Source organism: Schaalia sp. ORNL0103 (assembly GCF_019429565.1).
Taxonomy (GTDB): domain Bacteria; phylum Actinomycetota; class Actinomycetes; order Actinomycetales; family Actinomycetaceae; genus Pauljensenia.
The window spans coordinates 1,402,907-1,422,535 of record NZ_JAHXSA010000001.1 but is presented as its reverse complement, the minus strand read 5'-3'; the positions used below and the strand labels follow the sequence as shown (position 1 = coordinate 1,422,535).

Genomic DNA, 19,629 nt, shown 5'->3' with positions numbered 1-19,629 from the left:
CACACTTGTTACGTGGACGAAACGACTCAGCAACGCACCCCCATCACCGGCTACGTGCCCGGGGGTTTTGACATGTTCCACCAGGGACACCTCAACATCCTGCGCGCCGCGCGTGAGCGCTGCGATCGCCTCGTCGTCGGCGTGACCTCGGACGAGGCCCTCATCCGTATGAAGGGCCGCGCCCCGGTTATCCCCCTCAAGGAGCGCTGTGACCTCGTGTCGTCGCTGCGTTTCGTGGATGCGGTTGTCGTCGACCTGGACCAGGACAAGCGCCTCGCGTGGCGTCTCCAGCCTTTCGACGTCCTCTTCAAGGGTGACGACTGGAAGGACACTCCGAAGGGCGCCGCGCTCGAGGCCGAGATGGCCGAGGTTGGCGCGCGCGTCGTTTACCTGCCGTACACGCCGTCGACGTCGTCGACGAAGCTGCGCCGTTTCATTGCGCCCGAGGACTTCTCTGACGAGGCCCCGGCGCAGGACGCGGAAAAGGCGGAAGGGGAGGCGCAGTGAGCCTGCCCGTCGTGCTCGAGCCGGGTTCCTCGTGGGGGACGCGTTTTAGCGCTTACCGCTCCGCGCTCGCTGCCGCGCAGAAGCCGGGCGCGGGCGTTCCCGCGTACATGCGCTGGGTGAACCGCGGCGCTGCGCGCATCGTCGCGGCCGCCTGTGCGGCCTTTGGCTGGACCCCGAACTTCGTCAGTTTCATCTCCGTGTGCTTCTCGACGCTGGGCCTCATCGTCCTCGTCGCGCTTGAACCGGCCTGGTGGACGGGCCTCATCGTGGGCACGGCTCTCGCGGTTGGCTTCATGTTCGACTCCGCGGACGGCCAGGTTTCGCGCGTTACGGGTGCGTCCTCGAAGACGGGCGAGTGGGTGGATCATGTCGCCGATGCGTTCCGTTCCCCCGCGATCCACTTCTGCACCGCCGCCGCGGTTATGGTCTACCGTCCCGAGTCGTGGTGGCTGGCTATCGTCGCGCTTGTCTACGGATGGGTGACGTCGGGCCAGTTTATGAGCCAGATCCTCGCCGAGCAGTTCGTGCGCGCGGCGGGCCGCAAGCAGACGCGCGGCGGGAACCTGCGTTCCTTCGTGCTGCTGCCCACCGACCCGGGCGTGCTGTGCTGGTCCTTCGCGGCGTGGGGCTTCGGCGTTCCTTTCATGGTGCTCTACACGTTCCTCGCCGTTATTGCGGTTGCGCATTCCTCGATTTCGCTGCGTCGCCGCTTCCGCGACCTGCGCGCCCTGGACGCGGCCGCCAAGCAGGCCGCCAAGGAGGCAGCCACGCAGGGGGAGTCCCGTGCCTGAGCTGTCCGTCCTGCTGCCCGCGCGTAACGCGGCGGGCACGATCACGCGTGCCGTGGCCTCGACGCTGGCGGCCATGCCGAGTGACGCCGAGCTGGTCGTCGGCAACGACTCGTCGTCTGATTCGACGGTCGGCGAGGCGATCCGCGGCGCGTCGCGTGGGGGAGTGGTCGATCCTCGCCTGCGCATCGAGGACATCACCCCGGGCGAGGGCGGCGTCTCCCGCGTCCTCACCCAGCTCATGGAGCGCACCGACTCGCGCCTCGTGGGGCGCATGGACGCTGACGATGTGTCCCTCAAAGGCCGCTTCAAGCGCACGATGCGCGCAATCGAGCGCGGCGACGACATGGTCTTCACGCAGATGATCGAGCTGCGCGGCTCCCGCCCGGTGCCCCGCATGCCCTACGAGATCACGCCCGAGGACATGGGCTGGCACCTGCTGCTCACCAACCCCGTGTGCCACCCGACCATGCTCGCCACCCGCGAGATCATGGATCGCGTCGGCGGCTACCGCAGCGTTCCCGCCGAGGACTACGACCTGTGGATGCGCGTGGCGTCCGCGGGCGGTCGCATCCGCCGCATCGCGCCCTGGGGTCTGCTGTACCGCATCCACCCGGGCCAGGTCACCGGAAACGCCTCGTGGCGCTCGGATTCGTGGAAGAATCCCGAGCAGGCCCAGGCCTTCGCTGAGCTTTCGATGTCTCTGACGGGCCAGGAGCTGCCGCGCCTGGTCTCGCTCGTTTCGCTTCCTCGCGACGAGGCCGAGCGTGAGCTCGACCGCTTCGTGCAGGTCTACACTCAGGGGGTCGCTTCTCGACCCGCATCGTCTCGCCGCGCTCTTGAGCGCCGGCTCAATGCGCGCGCCGCGTGGGTGCGCTCTCACCTCCAAGGAGAACAGTCATGATCCTGACCCCTCCGCCCATGGGCGGCCAGCAGATCCTTCGTCACGCGCTGGCACGGCGCTGGACCTCGATCGTTGCGGGGACCGTGGCCGGCCTGGTCGTAGGTGTTGCAGTCGCCGTTGGTATCCCCGTGTCGCACTCGGCGGCTGTGTCGATGACCGTGACGTCTCCGTCGATTACCCCGGCTCCCGCCGTGCGTGCCTCCCTGTCGAATACGACGGATATGGTGACCGAGCAGGGCATTGCGAAGTCTGCCGCCGTCCTCGATGTCGCGGCTGCCCGCCTTGGCAATGGTGTCACCGCCGAGGAGCTTCGCTCCAACGTGGAGGTTTCCGGCGACACGAACGGCACGATCGTCAAGATCGAGTACGTGGCGCCCACTCGCCAGCAGGCCGTTGATGCCGCCGACGCGATCGCCAACGCCTACCTGACCGAACGCACCGCTCTCGTCGAGCAGCGCGCCGACGAGATGGCAGCCGGCATCAACGAGCAGATCCAGGCCCTCGAGACCGAACTTGCCTCCCTCCAGCCTCTGACCGACGAGGACGGCAACACGAAGGAAAACCCGCGCGCCTCCGAGATCCGCACGGAGCTGACCAAGCTCGCGAAGGATGCCGAGCAGCTCGCCCCTTACCACGCCACCGCCGGCCGCGTCATCACCCCGGCCGCGGCCTCGAGCGACGAGGTCTCGCCCTCGAAGGCGCGCCTGATCCTGATCTCGACCGTTGTCGGCGTCTTCGCCGGCCTGGTCCTGGTCCTCATCCGTGAGACCCGCTCGCGCTCCCTGATCTCGCCCACGCAGCTCGCCGACCTGACGGCGCTGCCCGTGTGGAGCGCCGAGGAGGGCTCCCCCGAGCCGTGGCTCGCCCCCACCCGCATGCTTGCGATGGCGATCGATCGCGACCACTGGGTTGACCTGATCGTCGACGCGTCCGATCCGCAGGCCCGCGATCTGCACCGCGTCCTGTCCGCCTCGCTGGCTGAGACCCGCGTGCCCGCGCCGCGCCTCATCGACATCAACCAGCCCCTCGCCTCGCTCCTTGACGAGGTCCGCCCCTCCCGTCACGTCCTCGTCGCCGTGCGTAAGGGCCACGATCTGAAGAAGCTGCACCACCTGCTCGATGAGCTGGCGATCATCAACCGCGAGGTGAACGGCATGATCTACCTGGGCGACCAGGTGGCCGCGCCCGCCTCCGCTCCGACCGCTCCCGCTCAGTCGGCCGAGGTTATCGTCCCCACGGACGAGGCGCAGGCCCAGTCCGCTGATGCGGCGCAGGCTGAGCAGGACGAGAAGGCCGAAGAGAAGAAGGCCGACTCCAAGAAGGCTGACTCCAAGAAGGCGGAGGCCAAGACTTCCTCGAAGAAGGGCAAGAAGTGAGCGCCGAGGAAACCATCGTGGCCGACGACAAGGCCGCCTCCATCTGGCACGTTGACCGCACCGCGCGCGTCTCCCAGCTGATTTCGGGTGACCCCTCGGATCCGCGAGCGCTCGTGCTCGTACGCGACAACGGCCGTAACTCGGCGTTCGTCGAGATCGAGGGCACGGACCATCCGGAGACCGATCCTCGCGTGCTCGAGGTCGAACCGGCCCCCGCGCGCGGCTGGGAAGAGGGCGCTGGCGCTGATGTGGACGCGACCGTCGTCATGTGCACGGTCGGCTCGTGCGACATGCTCGAGGATGCTGTGCGCGCCATCCTGGCTCAGGATCACCAGCGTTTCACGCTCGTCGTGGTGGATAACGCTCCGCACACGGGCCTGACTCGGGAGAAGCTCGCGGGTATCGACGATACGCGCCTGAGTATCGTCTCTGCGTCCCGTCCGGGTCTGTCTCGCGCCCGCAACCGCGGCGTGCTGGCTGCTCGCGGCGAGGTCATTGTCTTCACGGACGATGACGCGATTGTCGACCCGCACTGGCTGACCGCCATGATCGACCCGTTCACGGCCTCGCCGTACGTTGCCGCGACGACGGGCATCGCGCTGCCCCTCGAGCAGCGCTACGCGCCCCAGCGGTGGTTTGAGTCGCGCGGCGGCTTCCCCAAGGACATGTCCCCGCGCGTGTGGTGCGTCGGCGATATCCCCGAGGGCCTGGAGGTCCTGGGCGAGAAGGGTGACGGTGGCCCGCTGTTCCCGATCACGACGGCCCGCGTGGGTGCAGGCGTGTGCATGGCCATGCGTCGCGACGTCCTCATGGAGGTCGGTCCCTTCGATCCGGCGCTGGGCGCCGGCACTTCGACGCGCGGCGGCGAGGACCTCGACATGTTCTCGCGCATCCTGGCCACGGGCGATGTCATCATCCACACGCCCGACGCCCTCGTGCATCACCGTCACCGCGTCGACGAGGCCGGCCTGGACAAGCAGATCCGCGGCAACGGCTCCGGCATGGCGGCCCTTTTGACGAAGGCGATTATCGCCAAGCCCTCCGTGCTCGGTACGCTCGCGACCCGTGTGCCCGGAGTCCTCAATCGTGTCAAGCCCGGTGGCGCTCGCGTTGCCGGCACCGACGAGGACGTGCCCGGCTCGCTCACTAAGTCCGAGATCAAGGGGTTCCTCGAGGGTCCCTTCCTCTACCTGTCGTCGCGCAAGCGCAACAAGCTTCGTACCCCGCGACAGGCGGAGTCGGCCCCCGTGCAGGATAGCGTGACCGCACCGAGCAGTGCTGAGGAGGCCCAGGCCTCGTCCGCGACGGAGACGACCGGCGAAGGGAACGGTAACGCGTGAGCCCACGCCGAGGAATCTGGGCCAAACCCGCCCCCGCCCAAATCGGGCCGCTACGAGAGGACGCGCAGGATCTGCCTGCGTGGCCCTTCGTCGTGGCCTATTCGGCGTACTTCCTGTGGTGGGTTCTCGGCTCCGGTGACCTGATGTGGCCGCTGTTCGCGTCGATCATGCTCGTGTTCATGATCGGCCGACACGGCCTGCGCTTCCCGCCCGGATCCATCCTGTGGGTGTTCTTCCTGGCGTGGGTGCTGGCCTCGATGACGATGCTCGACACGGGCGGGCGCGTCATTGGCGCGTTCTACCGCTTCCTGCTGGAGATCTCGCCTGGTATCTTCGCGGTCTATGCCTTCAATGCGCGCAAGTCACTGAGTGTGCGCACGATTACCGGCACGATGTGGGGCTTCCTGGCGTCGACCACCATCGGTGGCTTTATCGCCATGGCGGCGCCGACGCTGCGCTTCAAGACGCTCATGTACTACCTGGTGCCGCGAGCCCTGCACTCCAACGACTTCGTCAAGGAGTTCACGAAGCGCGCGACCACCCAGTGGAACCCCTCGTCGTGGATCCTCTCCGACCCGCGCCCGTCGGCCCCCTTCATCTACTCCAACACCTACGGCAACGTCTACTCGCTGATCTTCCCGCTCGCGCTCGTCTTCGCCTACGTGCTGTGGCGCGAGCGCTCCAAGTGGCGTTTCATCGTGGCCGCCGTGTGCGCGCTGTCGGTTATCCCGGCAGCCGCGACGCTCAACCGCGGCATGTATATCGGCCTCATCGTCATCGTCGTGTGGGTGGGTTTCCAGCGCCTGCGCGCGGGAGCCTGGCGTACCGTCCTGGGTATTGTCGCGGCCATCGTCGTGGGTGTGATCGCGTGGCTGGCCACCCCGGCCTCGCAGTCGCTCCTTGAACGCGTCGCGGCCTCTTCCTCGACGGAAGACCGTGCCTCCAACTACCTCGAGACGCTCTACGAGCTCCAGCAGTCCCCGCTCCTGGGCTTCGGCGCCCCGCGTCCCTCGGCCTCGCCGTGGCTGCCCTCTCTGGGCACGCAGGGCCAGTTCTGGACGGTCATCTTCTCCTACGGCCTGGTCGGCCTGGCGCTGTTCCTCGCTTTGTTCCTGCGCATGTTCCCGCGCATCTGGCGAGCCACGGACGTGTACGGCTCGATCTTGGGCGGCATCATCCTGGCGACCCTGGTGGAGCAGTTCTACTACGGCATGAACACCGGCCTCATGATCTCCGTCGTCGCGGTGGCGCTCCTGTCGCGTCACCTCGAGGAGGAGAGCGATCCGATCAAGCGCGCCGAGGTCGAGCGCGATGGTCGCGCGAACGCTGGTAGCGTCGCCGGGACCGTTCGTGCCAAGCGCGCGGTGCGCATGGGGCAATGGACAAGCCCCGCCGCGAACGACGGGGCTTTTGCCACTGACATGCTTGCTCGACTCAACAAGTCGGGTCGTCGGGGAACGAGAAGCCGGACAGCTTCCACGCGCCGCCGTCCTTCACAAACAGAAAATAGGTGAGGGCGCGGGTCATGGTCGTGTCGTCCGTCAGCGCAGTTCCCGCGTCGTTGAGGACGCGAACGTTAGAAGAGTCGACGCACGCCGAGACCGTGACGTTTCCGGCACCGTCATCGCTGAGGATGTGCACGTCCTCGAGGGTGGGTGAGCCGGTGGTGTGGGTGCCGTCCCTCGTCCACTCGAGAGCCTGCGCGTCGAACTCCTCCAGCGCCGAGGCAGTGAGCACGGAAGACAGGTCGGTCGCACGAGCCTGCTCGGGGTCCGTGTACGCGTCCCACAGGGTGTTCATGACGAAGGTGGCCTGCCCGGCGGCCTCGGCGTCCGTGGCCAGTGAACCGGATTCGTTTGCGGGTCCGCCCGACTGCGGGGCGATGGTCTTCGCGACGGACTGCGGGATGTCGGACTGCGGGTCCTCCTCGGTGCTCTGCGCGCCGGACGCCGCGGAGGCGGCCGCATCCGTCTCAGAGGAGCCCGTCAGGCGCAGGAAGCCGGCGATGACGAGCGCAATGATGAGGAGAATCGCGGCTGCCAGCAGGCTCTTCTTGCGGGTAGGGGAGAGCGAGTTGATGAAGTCCATGTGTATCCCATCGGTAGGTTATAGAGAAAGGCTACCGCGCGGTAGCGGGAAGGTTAATCATGAGTGAGGCAAATCAAGCCAGGCGTTCCCTCGCGCGCGGCGGCATCGTTGGCTTCATCGGAGCGGCTGCCTCCGCGGTCCTGGGCTTCGCGTTCACGATCATCCTGTCGCGCATGCTGGGTGCCGAGGGTGCGGGTATCGTCACCCAGGCAACCGGTGTCTTCGCGATCGTCATGGCCCTGGCCAAGGTAGGCCTCGACTCGACCGCCATCTACCTGATGCCTCGCCTGTCCCTGGATGCTCCCGAGGAGATCCGCGCGACCCTGTCCTTCATGGCCTCCATGACGGTGGGCGTCTCCACTGTGTGCGTCCTCATTCTCGAGGCCGTGGCTCCCTTGATCTGGAACGCGCAGGTTGCGGCCTCCACGCGGGCGGTGCTGTGGTTCGTGCCGATCGGCGCCCTCACCCTCGTCGCATCCGCCGCTCTGCGGGCGCTCGGCAACATGCGCGAGTACGTCCTCGTTCAGAACCTGCTGCTGCCCGGCCTGCGCCCGCTCCTCGTTGCCCTCGCGGCCGCTTTCACCGGGTCGCTGGCCTTCGTGTCAGTCGCGTGGGCGCTGCCCTTCGTCGTCGTCCTCGTTGCCGCGTGGTGGCTGCTGCTCAGGCATATGCCCTCGGCGGCCGACTCGGTGGGCCGTTGGCCGAGTGCCCAGCGGCGTCGTCAAGTCGTGTCCTTCGCTCTGCCCCGCACCCTCACCGCCGGCCTCGAGCAGGCGCTGCAGTGGCTCGACGTGCTCCTCGTCGGTCTCCTGGCGGGCGATGCGGCTTCGGGCATCTACGGTGGTGCCATTCGCTTCATCCAGGCGGGCATGGTCGTCGACACGGCTCTGCGGGTGGTCGTTTCCCCGCAGTTCTCCAAACTCCTGCACCAGGGTAAGACGAAGGAGCTGCGCGACCTCTACAGCACGGCCTCGATCTGGCTCGTTCTGTTCGCTGCCCCTATCTACGCCCTCATGGCGATCTACGCGCCCGCGCTCATGCGCATCCTTGGTGACGGCTTTGCCCCCGGCGCGAACGTCCTCGTCGTCCTGTGCGTCGGCTCCATCGTGACTTTCATGGCGGGAAACATTCACTCGTTGCTCATCATGAGTGGACGCTCCGGGTGGGCAGCGGTCAACAAGATCGTGGTCCTTACCCTCAACGTTGTGGGTAACGTCATCTTTATTCCTCGCGGAGGAATGGTCGCTGCGGCGATCGTCTGGGCCGTGTGCATGGTGCTTGACGCAGCCATGGCAACCGTTCAGGTCTCGCGGTTTATTGGTGTGACACCGAAATTGTCAGAAGTGGTCAAGCCGATCCTGGTTGTGTGCGTATCTGCGGTGATTCCGGGCGAGTGTATAGCGTGGTGGCTGGGGCGTGATTCTTTCGTTGCGACCATTGGCGGATCGGTGCTCTCGGTCCTGGTTTTCGCTTGTGTTTGCTGGATGTTTAGGGATCGTCTGCACCTGTCGGGACTTGGGTCCCTGGCGAGGCGTCGTCGGGGGTAGGGATGGGGCGCGTGATGCACCTGTGAAAGTTTGACTTGACCATTCGGTTGATCTGATGGGGATTGTTGTGTAATTATTTATGCAACAAGTTTCCATTCCCTCCGAAAGGTCGTGTCATGGCTTCTGTGATTTCGCGCCTTGCAATCCTTGCAACTGCGCCGATTGTCGCCTGCGCTTCCCTCGCGCTCGCTCCGATGGCTCACGCTGTTGGTGCAGGTCAGGGAGATTCGGCATCCGGTCAGGCTGCTGTTCGCGATGGTTCGAGCGCCGCGACGGCCGCCGCGTCGTGCTGGGACATTAAGCAGCGGAATCCCGAGGCAGCGGACGGCGCATACTGGCTCCAGACGCCTGCGATGGATCACCCCGCCCAGTTCTTTTGTGACCAGACGACAGATGGTGGCGGCTGGGTCCTGATCGGCCGCGGCCGTGAAGGATGGGAATCCTGGAGCGGCGGCAAGGGCGATCCCGCGAAGCTGACCTCTCGCTCGCGGACCTCCGATGACTTCGAGGTTGTTCAGCTCTCCAACAAGGCCGTCACCGAGCTCCTCAACAATGAGCCGGTCAAGGACCAGGTCGACGGCGTGCGCGTCATGCGCTCGTGGAGCGCGTCGGGCCGCTCCTACCAGACCATGGATCTTCAGTTCCCGAAGATGACGGACTTCGTGTGGCCCTTCAAGATGGCCCACCCGGTCAATGTCCAGCTCGATAAGGGCGGCTGGCGCTCGGGCCTCATGTGGGGCCTGACCGGATATGACAATGAGTGGAACGGTCTGCAGACCTACCCCTCGGCCCGTACAACGGGCTGGAAGACGGGCTGGGGTTACGGCGCTCTCGCCTCCAACTGGACCGGTGACGTCACCTCGGCGTCCTCCTTCTTCCGCAAGTCGGGCCTGACGGTCTTCCCCTACGCCGAGGCCTACGTGCGTCCGCGCATCTCCTCGGATTCGGCTGCCTTCACCCGCATTCCCGACGAGGGCCTGGCTGGCTCGACGGTCTCAGCTACCGTTTCCCCGTATGCGGCCAAGACCTCGTGGGGCGTGAGCGGCAACCTCAACGGTTCCGTGAAGGAAGGCAACATCCAGGTCCAGGCTTTCGCCCAGGTCGGCTCCACCATGTACGTGGGCGGCAACTTCACCGGCGTCAAGCAGGGTGAGAAGGGCGCCGAGATCTCCTCTCGAGGCCTGGCCGCATTTGACGTGGCCACCGGCGACTTCACCGGCCAGACCTTCGACTTCAACGCGCAGGTCAAGGCCCTCCTCGCCCTGCCTGACGGCCGCCTCCTCGTCGGCGGTGACTTCACCCGCGTCAACGGCGAGGCCCACTCCGGTACCGTTGTCATCAATCCCTCGACCGGTCAGATCGACCCCTCGTGGGACCTACAGATCACCAACGCGCTGCGCGGCGGCGCCGTGAGCGTTCGTGCCCTGACCTACTACGACGGCAACGTCTACATGGGTGGTGCCTTCACCCACCTCTCCGGCGGTGGCAGCTCCCGGGTCTACGCGCGTAATGCTGGACGCGTCTCCCTGAGCGGGCGCCCGGACCGTTCGTGGAACCCCGAGATCAGCGGTGCCGTTCAGGCCGTTGGCGTTTCCGAGGCGAACAGCGCTTTCTACGCGGGCGGCCACTTCACCACGGCGCACGGCAACCAGCGCGCCTGGTACGCGGCCAAGTTCTCCACGCAGCCGGGCGCGGCCGTGGACACGGACTTCGACTTCGTGCCGTCCAGCGCCACTGCCGGTAAGTACCAGCAGACCATCGCCACGGCCGGAAACCGCGTCTACATCGGCGGCTCCGAGCACAACCTGTTCGGCTACGACGCTGCCACCAACCAGCGCGTCTCCGGTGCTATGACCTTCAGCATGGGAGGTGACCTGCAGGCCACCACCGTGTCCTCCAAGGGCGTCATCTACGGCTCCTGCCACTGCTCCGACGCTGCCTACCAGGACATGTACGTCTGGTCGATGAACGGCTCCTGGTCGCGCGTCGACGAGATCAAGTGGGTTGGCGCGTGGAACGCCGCCACGGGTGAGAGCCTCAAGTGGACCCCCTTCGAGCTCTCCTCGCTCCGTAAGACCGGCGCCTGGGCGCTTGAGACCGATAACTACGGCAACCTGTGGGTGGGCGGCGACTTCACCCTCTCCCACACCGACGCCACGCACACTCAGTGGAACGGCGGCTTTGCCCGATACGACAACCGTGACAACGTCGCGCCCGAGGCGCCCTCCCTCCTGCGCTCCACTGCGTCGAACGATTCCACCGTGACCCTCGCCTGGGAAGGCGTCTCCGACGCAGTCTCCTACGAGATCCTGCGCGACGATCGCCCGATCGCCACCTCCGAGACCACGAGCGTCGAGGTGCCGCGCGGCGGTGAGAACCGCTACTTCGTGCGCGCCGTTGACGCTGAGGGCAACCGTTCCGCGACCACCGCGGTCTACACCGCTCCGGCCCCCGGCCAGGTGGACGCCTCCAACCCGGTGCTCCTTGAAGCGGGTGCCACGTGGAACTACCGCGCTGATGCCAGCGCCGCCCCCGATAACTGGGCCCAGGCCTCGTTCGACGACTCTGCCTGGCTGACCGGCGCCGCGCCTCTGGGCTACGGCGACTCCGCGATCGCGACCCAGATCGCCACCAAGGGCTCGCGCCCCGTGACGACCTACTACCGCACGCACTTCCAGGTGGCCGACGCGAAGGCCCTCAAGGGCATCAACGTCAAGTACCTGGCCGACGATGGTGCCGTCGTCTACATCAACGGCGTCGAGGTGGACCGTACCCGCATGGGTGCCGGCACGGTCAGCTACACGACCCGCGCCGACTCCGCTCCCAACTTCGCTGCGGCCTCTGCATCCCCCTCCGAGGTCTTCGTCCCCGCATCGGCGCTGAAGACCGGTGACAACGTGATCGCCGTGGAAACCCACGTCAACTACATGCGCACCGCGACCGTCTCGATGCAGGCTTCCATCTTCCGCGTGGAGGGTACACCGGACGACAACAGCTCTGTTCCCGACGAGCGCAGCACCGATCCGACCGACGCGACGCAGCCGATCAACGCGGCCTCCGTCAAGTTCGGCACGGTCATCCAGACCGGCGATGAGTGGAACTACTGGACCTCGACGGAAGCCCCCGCCTCCGACTGGGCCACGACCGGCTCCCTCCAGAGCTGGAACCGCGGTTCCGGTCCGATCGGCTGGGGAGACTCCGCCGCGGTGACCACCCTCGATATTGCCAAGAAGGACCGCGCGGTGACGTACTACTTCGCGCGCGACATCGACCTGGGGGCGGTCACCCCGAACACCACGCTGACCGTGAAGGTGCGCGCGGATGACGGCGTCGTCCTGCGAGTCAATGACAAGATCATCGACACGAAACGTATGTCCGATGGCAACATTACTCACACGACCTACGCGAATTCGGCCGTGAGCGCCGCCAAGGCAGCCTCCGATCTGCTCGAGGTCACCATCCCTGCGAGCCTCTTGACGAGCGGCGTCAACCGCATCGGCGTCGAGGAGCACCTCAACTACAAGGGCTCGCCCTCGATGACCTTCGACCTGAACGCAACTCTTGCAAAATAAGGAAAGAATCGTCTTTCTTCGCACGAGTTTGCACGAGGTGTGAGCCAGTGAAAATGGTTCGATCCAGCTCGTGAATCGTGCTGACAGGTCCAACCCCTGCCGTTTCGGCAGGGGTTGACTTGTATGTGGTAAACGACTCCCGCCCGGTCCTAACCAAGTGGTTGAACGGTGGCAATTATCGTGACACTATAGAAGTAACTATTTACGCAATACCTGTGAGGACCCCATGAGTTTTATGCGCCGTTGCTTGGCGCTCGGACTGGCATCAGTGACCGGCCTGAGCGTGCTTGCATTCTCCCCGGCTGCCCACGCGGCCGCCGATCCGCTTCATGATGGCCTGAGCGAGGCTACGGCTGCGGCCTCGTGCTGGGAAATCAAGCAGAATGACCCGCGTTCCCAGAATGGAACGTACTGGCTGCAGACCTCCACCATGGAGGCCCCCGGCCAGTTCTTCTGCGACCAGACCACGGACGGCGGCGGCTGGGTCCTCATCGGACGAGGCCGTGAAGGCTGGGAGACGTGGAGCCAGGGGCAGGGCGACCAGGAGAAGCTCAAGACCCGCCCGCGCACCGCCGGTGACTTTGAGGTCGTGCAGGCCTCGCACCAGACGGTCAACGGTCTGCTCGGCGGCACCCCCGTGTCCGACCTCGAGGACGGCCTCATGGTCCAGCGCGCCTGGAACCACAAGGGCTCCGCCTACCAGACCGTGCGCATGCGCTTCCCGAAGATGCGCGACTTCATCTGGCCGTTCAAGAGCGCTCATCCGGTGGACGTGAAGTTCAACCGTGAATCGTGGGTCAACGGCGGCATCGTGTGGGCCGGCTTTGGCACCAACACCGGGTGGGGTTACGTCAACCTCATTGCCTCCGCGCAGAACAAGTACACGCTCGGTTGGGGCTACGGCCCCCTCGCCACGTCGTGGGCCGACACGTCCTCCTCGACGTCGTACTTCCACTACAACGGCTCGATCATCAACCCCTACGCCGAGGCCTACGTGCGTCCGCAGCTGCGTTCCACGGACGCCAGCTTCCGCGCCATCGGTGACGGTGGCACGCCCGCCAAGAAGCAGAAGGCCACCGCTTCCGAGTTCGCCTCCCCGATGTCTTGGGGCGTGACTGGTAACCTCAACGGTTCCTACAAGGAAGGCAATATCCAGGTCCAGGCCTTCGAGCAGATCGGCTCGACCATGTACGTGGGCGGTAACTTCACCGGCGTGCAGAAGGGCAAGAACGGCAAGGAAATCGCTTCCAGCGGCCTCGCCGGCTTCGACGCGACGACGGGGGAGTGGAACGGTCAGACCTTCTCCTTCAACAATCAGGTCAAGGACCTCGCAGAGCTACCGGGCGGTAAGCTGCTCGTCGCCGGTGACTTTACGAAGGTCAACGGTGAGACCCATGTCGGCACGGTTCTGATCGACCCGGCGACCGGTCAGATCGACCCGTCGTGGACCCTGCAGGCCCGCACCGGCACCAACGGTGGCCGCGTCTCGGTGAAGTCCATCAAGATCATCAACGACCACATCTACCTGGGCGGTATCTTTACCCACTTCCAGGGCAATGGCGCGTCGTGGACCTACGCTCGTAACGGCGCCCGCCTCGACATCAACGGCAAGCCCGACCGCTCGTGGAACCCCGAGTTCAACGGCACCGTCATTGATATCGACGTTGACGAAAACGAGACCTACTACTACGCGGCCGGCTACTTCACGCGCGCGCACAACCGTGTCGTCGAAAATGCGGGTCGACTGTCCACCGCCGCCGGTGCCGAGCTCGACCAGTCCTGGACCTTCCGTCACTCCTACCTGATCGGTAAGTACCAGCAGACCGTCACCGCGCGCAACGGCCGCGTCTACTTCGGCGGTTCGCAACACTCGCTCTTCGGCTACAACTCCGACACGATGACGCGCACCTCGGGCTCCATCACCATGAACAACGGTGGCGACCTACAGGCGTCCACCCGCTCCGCCACGGGCGTCGTCTACGCCTCGTGCCACTGCTCCGACTTCACCTTCCAGGACGCCTACCAGTACCTGACGCTCGGCACCACGTGGACACGAGCCGACGAGATCCAGTGGGTCGGCGGCTGGGACGAGGCCACGGGCCGCCAGCTCGGCTGGACCCCCTACCGCCTCGGCTCCCAGCGCTTCACTGGCGCGTGGGCCCTCGAAATGGCTGACGACGGCGCCCTGTGGGCCGGCGGCGACTTCAACTACTCCTACACGTCCCTGACGGCAGGCCAGTGGTCCGGCGGCTTCGTGCGCATGCCCGCGCGCGACGCCACCGCCCCCGCAGTCCCCGCGAACCTGCGCGCCTCAGGCGGCAACTCCAAGGAAGTCACCCTCAAGTGGTCCTCCGTGCCCGGTGCCGTCTCCTACGACATCCTGCGTGACGATCGTCCGATCGCCACCACGACCTCGAACTCCGTGACCGTGCCCCTGGGAGGCAAGAACCGCTTCTTCGTGCGCGCGGTGGCCTCCGACGGCCTGCGCGGTGCCTCGACCCACGTCTACACGGTCGGCTCCAACGGCAAGCCCACCCAGCCCGACGACGCCACGCTGCTCGTGGATGAGGACGACACCTGGGCGTACCACTGGTCGACCGATCCGGTCGCCGAGAACTGGGCCCAGACCTCGTTCGACGACTCCGCATGGAGCCGCGGCGCCTCCCCGATCGGCTACGGTGGCCCCGGACTCAACACGACGCTGACCCCGGGCGCGGCCAAGAACCGCCCCGTCACCACCTACGCACGCGTGAACTTCACGGTCGCTGACCCGAGCGCTATCGGCGGCGTGAACGTCGCCGTGACGGCGGATGACGGTGCCGTGGTGTACGTCAACGGCAACGAGGTGGCTCGCCAGCGTATGGCCGACGGAGCGGTTGATGCCTCGACCTTCGCGAACGCGTCCGTCTCGACGCCCGCCGCGCGCGCCGACCGACAGCTGGTCTTCGTCCCCGCGGACAAGCTGGTCGCCGGCACGAACACGCTGGCCGTCGAAACGCACCTGAACTACCGCTCCAGCTCGTCGATGACCATCGACGGCATGGTCAAGGTCGTCACCAAGGGCGACGAGCCTGCTCCCGAACCCGCGCCCGATCCGGAGCCGGCACCCCAGCCGCAGCCGGAAGTTCCGCTCACGCCCGACCCGGACAAGCCCCTCGAGGTCCTCGACGTGTCCGCATTCAACTTCGGTAACTTCCTGTACCCCGGCATGTACTGGAACTACTGGAACTCCAAGGAAGCACCGGATCCGGCGTGGAACTCCACCGCCGACCTGTCCTCCTGGAAGCACGGCGCCAGCCCGCTCGGCTGGGGCGACCGTGACGCCGGAACACCCTTCACGATGCCGGCGGCGGACCGAGCCATCACGAACTACTTCGTGCGTGACGTCAATTTCGGTACCCTCAGCGCTGACTTCGAGGTCATTCTCAACGTCCGCGTTGATGATGGCGCAGTCATCTACGTGAACGGCACCGAAATCAAGCGCGTGAACATGCCCGAGGGCACGATCGACGCCAATACGCGAGCCTCCTCCAACGTGGGCCTCGCTGCGGCGAAGAACAACCTCGTGCGTATCACGGTGCCCCGCAAGGTGCTCAAGGATGGCATCAACCGTATCGCCGTTGAGTCTCACGCCAACTACGCAAAAGCATCGTCCGTGACCTTCGATCTTACGGCAAGCCTGGTGAGGTGATCTCCATGTCCGTGACGTCCACCCCCGCCAGCGGCTCGGAAGAGGCCGAGGCCGCCGGCGCGGTCGGCACCCTCGCGACCGACCCCGCGTTCGACGCGATGGCACAGCGCGTGCTCACTCGAGGGCACGCGACCACGTGGCTGAACCACTGGTCCCTCCTGCACGCCGACTTCCGTGCGCTTGCTCGCATGCACACCGTCGGCTTCGACGGGACCCTCCTGCAGATGCGCCTGCGCGCAGCAGGCCACGAGGTCGCCCGCACCTCCGCAGACCTCGTCCTGCCGCACGTCTTCGAACGCCTCGAGGACGGCACCCGCATCACCCTCATCGGGGCTGTTCCCGAGGCCGGCGAGGCTGCCGCCGCGCGCCTGTCGCGTTTCGACGTCCAGGTTATCGACGGCTACGAGGGCTTGCGTCGATTGAAGGCGGATCCGTCTGTGCTCACCGCCTTCGACCCGCGACTCGTCATCGTCGGCTTGGGGGCTGGCCTCCAGGAGGTTGTCGCGTCCTTCGTGCTCGACCTCCTGCCCGAGGCATCCGTGTGCACCGCGGGAGGTTGGATCGACCAGTACGCGCGCGCTGCCGACGACTATTTCCCGAACTGGGTGCATGCCGCCCGCCTCGGGTGGGCCTGGCGCATCGCGCACGAGCCCAAGCGCCTCACGAAGCGCTACACCGTCGAAGCCCTCGATTTCGTCGCTCACGCGCCCGAGCTCATCTCGAGGCTCGAGGCGATGGGGAGCTTCGACGATCTCGGACTGGTCGGAGGCGCGACGCTTCGCTGACCGAGGTTGACGCTTGTCGTTGCAATGGAGGCCGGACCCTGCGAGGTCCGGCCTCCTCTGCGTCTCCAGATCGGCTGGTGATGGCTGTCGGCGTCTATGGATGCTGCGGCTGGTCTTGCATATGGCGACGTGCGCTGCATCAAGGTGGAAAGTGGCAGGTCAGGCCCTCTTTCGCGCATGAGCAGCGGTCGGCTTTCGGGAGCGTTCAAGGGACGCACGCGGGGGAGGGAGCGTGGGGCTGAACGTGCCTCAAAACGCTTCCGGATAGATGCTTAAAAAGGGTTATGCAGTGAATGGTATAGCCCACACAAAATATTATGAGGGTGTGACGCCTCCCTGTGATGCGGGTGCCAAAGGGCGCTCCTGTGTGCCGGTGTCAAACTCTTGTGACACCTATGGGCTGCTCAGTGTGTGTGCACTGCCGTGCGGCGTGAATCGATCGCTTGCGTGCGGTGGTTGTTTGTCGATGCGGTCTCACAATTGGCGAGGTGTGCGTGTTTGCGCCGTTGTTTGCGTTCTGGTGAGCCGCTGAGGGCACGCGATGGGGTGTTGAGAATAAAGGTGTGGCCCGAGCCAATCGGCTCGGGCCACACCCAATCACACACAGAGAGGAAAGGCTTAGTAGGCGCCCTCGTGACGCAGGAGCGCGGGGATGGTCTGAAGCATGATCCACGTGTCGAGGGTGAGGGAGCGGTGCTGGGCGTAGGAGAGGTCCAGGTGGACGGTCTCATCCCAGGAGAGGTTCGAGCGGCCGGAGATCTGCCAGAGGCCGGTGATGCCGGGGCGGACGGCGAACTTACCCATCACGCGGGGTTCGTACTGCGCGACCTCGCTGGGGAGCGGGGGGCGCGGGCCCACGAGGGACATGTCGCCACGCAGGACGTTGAAGAGCTGGGGCAGCTCGTCGATCGACGTCTTGCGCAGGAAGGCTCCGATGCGCGTAATGCGCGGATCATTGGCCATTTTGAACATGATCGAATTTCCGGCGGAGGAGTCGGCCTCGTTGGCCTCCATGAGGGAGGCCTTGAGCTCTTCGGCGTCCACGCGCATGGTGCGGAACTTAAACATGGTAAAAGTCTTGCCGTCGAGGCCGACGCGCTCCTGAGTGAAGAAAGCGGGGCCGCCGTCGTTCAGGCGCACCATCGCGGCGACAATGATCCACAGCGGGGTCAGCAGGATAATGCCGAAAAGAGCTGCGAAAATGTCGCACATGCGCTTGATGGCGTTGTCGGCGGAGGCGGCAAGATCCGACGCGTGCTCGAATGCGAGAGCCGTGGATGCGGCTCGTGCGGTGGGCTTCGTCAAAGTTGTCATCTGTGCGTCTTCCTTCTACTTCATCAAACTCAAATGCTGCATGTCGGTTAGAGGCGGAAAATCCGCTCTGGACTGGGGTGTTTACTAGGTAAACGTCCCTGGCGCAACTCAGTCACCGTTAGGTGTTAACCCTAGTCTATCCATATGGTTAGCTTGGTTGCTAACCAAAGGGTTAAGTACAAGCGAAAAAAGGCTGTGATTTCGTACACCTGACGAGTTGTGCAAGTCAGATCTGAGCGCCCTGTGACCAGCTGGTAGCTTGCTGACACCTTGGCAGAATGCGTAGAAAACCGCCGAGCGATAGACTGGTCAGCGTGTCGTGACTGGCGAATAGGTGGGCCACCACCGGGGAGCGACGCGTCGGCATCGATAGCCGCCCGCCTGGGCTAGAGGCCACTGCCAACCATCATCGGATGATCAATAGGAGAACCCCATGGATTCCCTCAATGACATGACACTTGCGCAGCTGGATCCTGAGATTCAGGCCGTTCTGGACGCCGAGCTTGGTCGCCAGCGTGACACTCTCGAGATGATCGCCTCGGAGAACTTTGTCCCGCGCGCGGTCCTGGAGGCGCAGGGCTCGGTCCTGACTAATAAGTACGCCGAGGGCTACCCGGGCCGCCGCTACTACGGTGGCTGCGAGTTCGTGGATGTTGCAGAGTCCCTCGCCATCGAACGTGCGAAGCAGGTTTTCGGCGGCGACTACGTCAACGTTCAGCCCCACGCCGGTGCGCAGGCCAACGCCGCCGCACTCATGGCTATGGCGAACGTCGGCGACCCGATCCTCGGCCTGTCGCTGGCCCACGGCGGTCACCTGACCCACGGCATGCGCCTGAACTTCTCGGGTAAGAACTACAAGGCCGTCGCCTACGAGGTTGACCGCGAGACCATGCGCATCGAGCCTGAGAAGGTTCGTGAGGCTGCCCTCGCGGAGCGTCCGCGCGTCATCATCGCCGGCTGGTCCGCCTACCCGCGTCACCTTGACTTCCAGGCCTTCCGCGACATCGCGGACGAGGTCGGCGCCGCCCTCTGGGTGGACATGGCTCACTTCGCGGGCCTCGTGGCCGCGGGACTGCACCCGAACCCCGTCCCCTTCGCTGACGTGGTGACGACGACGGTCCATAAGACCCTGGGTGGTCCTCGTTCCGGCATGATCCTGTCCTCGCGCGGCGAGCAGTGGGGCAAGAAGCTGAACTCTTCGGTGTTCCCCGGACAACAGGGTGGCCCCCTCATGCATGTGATCGCCGCGAAGGCCATCGCCATGAAGGTTGCGCAGACCGACGAATTCAAGGATCGCCAGCGCCGCACCCTCGAGGGCGCGCAGATCATTGCTGAGCGCCTGGGCGCTGACGACGCGAAGAAGGCCGGCATCAAGCTGGTCACGGGCGGTACCGACGTGCACCTCGTCCTCGTCGACCTGGTTGACTCCGAGCTCAACGGTCAGCAGGCCGAGGATCTGCTGCACGAGGTCGGTATTACCGTCAATCGCAACGCCGTTCCCTTCGATCCCCGTCCGCCGGCCGTCACCTCGGGCCTGCGCATCGGCACCCCCGCCCTCGCGACGCGTGGCTTCGACGCCGAGGACTTCGCCGAGGTTGCGGACATCATTGGCACGACCCTGTCTCAGGGTGCGTCCGGCGGCAACGTTGAGGTGGACGCCCTGCGCGCCCGCGTCAAGAAGCTGACGGACAAGCACCCGCTGTACGCCGGGCTCTGA

General features: G+C 65.5%; 13 protein-coding genes and 1 riboswitch. Of the genes, 11 read left to right on the top strand and 2 right to left on the bottom strand.

The window, feature by feature from the left end:
• Window positions 1-12 precede the first annotated feature (12 nt).
• From JJJ16_RS06225 to JJJ16_RS06200, 6 genes are read left to right on the top strand one after another with little or no spacing between them, the layout of a single operon-like run.
• Window positions 13-507 (top strand): adenylyltransferase/cytidyltransferase family protein, encoded by a 495-nt coding sequence (locus JJJ16_RS06225; RefSeq protein ID WP_034463946.1) that lies wholly within the window; start codon window positions 13-15, stop codon window positions 505-507.
• A complete protein-coding gene (locus tag JJJ16_RS06220; RefSeq protein WP_219751780.1) occupies window positions 504-1,298 on the top strand; it encodes a CDP-alcohol phosphatidyltransferase family protein in 795 nt (264 codons plus the stop codon). The genes JJJ16_RS06225 and JJJ16_RS06220 overlap by 4 nt, the downstream gene beginning before the upstream one ends.
• Window positions 1,291-2,199: a glycosyltransferase family 2 protein gene (locus tag JJJ16_RS06215; protein ID WP_219751779.1), complete on the top strand. Its 909-nt coding sequence runs from the start codon at window positions 1,291-1,293 to the stop codon at window positions 2,197-2,199. The genes JJJ16_RS06220 and JJJ16_RS06215 overlap by 8 nt, the downstream gene beginning before the upstream one ends.
• Window positions 2,196-3,575 carry a hypothetical protein gene (locus tag JJJ16_RS06210; RefSeq protein WP_219751778.1) on the top strand — a complete coding sequence of 460 codons (1,380 nt, stop codon included), beginning with the start codon at window positions 2,196-2,198 and terminating at the stop codon, window positions 3,573-3,575. Before JJJ16_RS06215 ends, JJJ16_RS06210 begins: the two co-directional genes overlap by 4 nt.
• Entirely contained in the window at window positions 3,572-4,915 is a 1,344-nt protein-coding gene (locus JJJ16_RS06205) for a glycosyltransferase family 2 protein (RefSeq protein ID WP_219751777.1), read from the top strand. Before JJJ16_RS06210 ends, JJJ16_RS06205 begins: the two co-directional genes overlap by 4 nt.
• Window positions 4,912-6,429 (top strand): O-antigen ligase family protein, encoded by a 1,518-nt coding sequence (locus JJJ16_RS06200; RefSeq protein ID WP_219751776.1) that lies wholly within the window; start codon window positions 4,912-4,914, stop codon window positions 6,427-6,429. Before JJJ16_RS06205 ends, JJJ16_RS06200 begins: the two co-directional genes overlap by 4 nt.
• On the opposite strand, the gene JJJ16_RS06195 is transcribed toward JJJ16_RS06200, so the two are convergent.
• Window positions 6,350-7,003 carry a hypothetical protein gene (locus tag JJJ16_RS06195; RefSeq protein ID WP_219751775.1) on the bottom strand — a complete coding sequence of 218 codons (654 nt, stop codon included), beginning with the start codon at window positions 7,001-7,003 and terminating at the stop codon, window positions 6,350-6,352. The two genes, JJJ16_RS06200 and JJJ16_RS06195, sit on opposite strands and share 80 nt — an antisense overlap.
• Window positions 7,004-7,062: 59 nt before the next feature.
• Here JJJ16_RS06195 and JJJ16_RS06190 point away from each other — a divergent pair, with 59 nt between their 5' ends.
• The 4 genes from JJJ16_RS06190 (at window position 7,063) to JJJ16_RS06175 (ending at window position 16,598) form a co-directional block, all read left to right on the top strand.
• The gene (locus tag JJJ16_RS06190; RefSeq protein ID WP_219751774.1) at window positions 7,063-8,550 is read left to right on the top strand and encodes a flippase; all 1,488 of its coding nucleotides are present in this window, start codon (window positions 7,063-7,065) and stop codon (window positions 8,548-8,550) included.
• 116 nt (window positions 8,551-8,666) lie between these two features.
• The gene (locus tag JJJ16_RS06185; RefSeq protein ID WP_219751773.1) at window positions 8,667-12,122 is read left to right on the top strand and encodes a fibrinogen-like YCDxxxxGGGW domain-containing protein; all 3,456 of its coding nucleotides are present in this window, start codon (window positions 8,667-8,669) and stop codon (window positions 12,120-12,122) included.
• A 226-nt stretch (window positions 12,123-12,348) separates the two neighbouring features.
• Window positions 12,349-15,813, top strand: coding sequence for a fibrinogen-like YCDxxxxGGGW domain-containing protein (locus JJJ16_RS06180; protein WP_219751772.1), 3,465 nt, complete (start codon window positions 12,349-12,351; stop codon window positions 15,811-15,813).
• Between the two features lie 5 nt (window positions 15,814-15,818).
• Window positions 15,819-16,598 carry a WecB/TagA/CpsF family glycosyltransferase gene (locus JJJ16_RS06175; protein WP_225905012.1) on the top strand — a complete coding sequence of 260 codons (780 nt, stop codon included), beginning with the start codon at window positions 15,819-15,821 and terminating at the stop codon, window positions 16,596-16,598.
• Between the two features lie 618 nt (window positions 16,599-17,216).
• Here JJJ16_RS06175 and JJJ16_RS06170 read toward each other — a convergent pair.
• Window positions 17,217-17,912: a sugar transferase gene (locus JJJ16_RS06170; RefSeq protein ID WP_219751770.1), complete on the bottom strand. Its 696-nt coding sequence runs from the start codon at window positions 17,910-17,912 to the stop codon at window positions 17,217-17,219.
• A 309-nt stretch (window positions 17,913-18,221) separates the two neighbouring features.
• Window positions 18,222-18,306, top strand: a riboswitch (ZMP/ZTP riboswitch).
• A 39-nt stretch (window positions 18,307-18,345) separates the two neighbouring features.
• Between JJJ16_RS06170 and glyA the strand changes: the two genes are divergently transcribed.
• Window positions 18,346-19,629, top strand: a complete 1,284-nt coding sequence (glyA, locus tag JJJ16_RS06165; protein WP_007589995.1) for a serine hydroxymethyltransferase — start codon at window positions 18,346-18,348, stop codon at window positions 19,627-19,629.

Excerpts from the sequence above, each read along its gene's own strand:
- JJJ16_RS06175 (WP_225905012.1), top strand. The coding sequence starts at position 15,819 with ATGTCCGTGACGTCCACCCCCGCCAGCGGCTCGGAAGAGGCCGAGGCC.
- JJJ16_RS06170 (WP_219751770.1), bottom strand. The coding sequence starts at position 17,912 with ATGACAACTTTGACGAAGCCCACCGCACGAGCCGCATCCACGGCTCTC.
- glyA (WP_007589995.1), top strand. The coding sequence starts at position 18,346 with ATGGATTCCCTCAATGACATGACACTTGCGCAGCTGGATCCTGAGATT.
- JJJ16_RS06180 (WP_219751772.1), top strand. The coding sequence starts at position 12,349 with ATGAGTTTTATGCGCCGTTGCTTGGCGCTCGGACTGGCATCAGTGACC.
- JJJ16_RS06210 (WP_219751778.1), top strand. The coding sequence starts at position 2,196 with ATGATCCTGACCCCTCCGCCCATGGGCGGCCAGCAGATCCTTCGTCAC.
- JJJ16_RS06185 (WP_219751773.1), top strand. The coding sequence starts at position 8,667 with ATGGCTTCTGTGATTTCGCGCCTTGCAATCCTTGCAACTGCGCCGATT.
- JJJ16_RS06195 (WP_219751775.1), bottom strand. The coding sequence starts at position 7,003 with ATGGACTTCATCAACTCGCTCTCCCCTACCCGCAAGAAGAGCCTGCTG.
- JJJ16_RS06190 (WP_219751774.1), top strand. The coding sequence starts at position 7,063 with ATGAGTGAGGCAAATCAAGCCAGGCGTTCCCTCGCGCGCGGCGGCATC.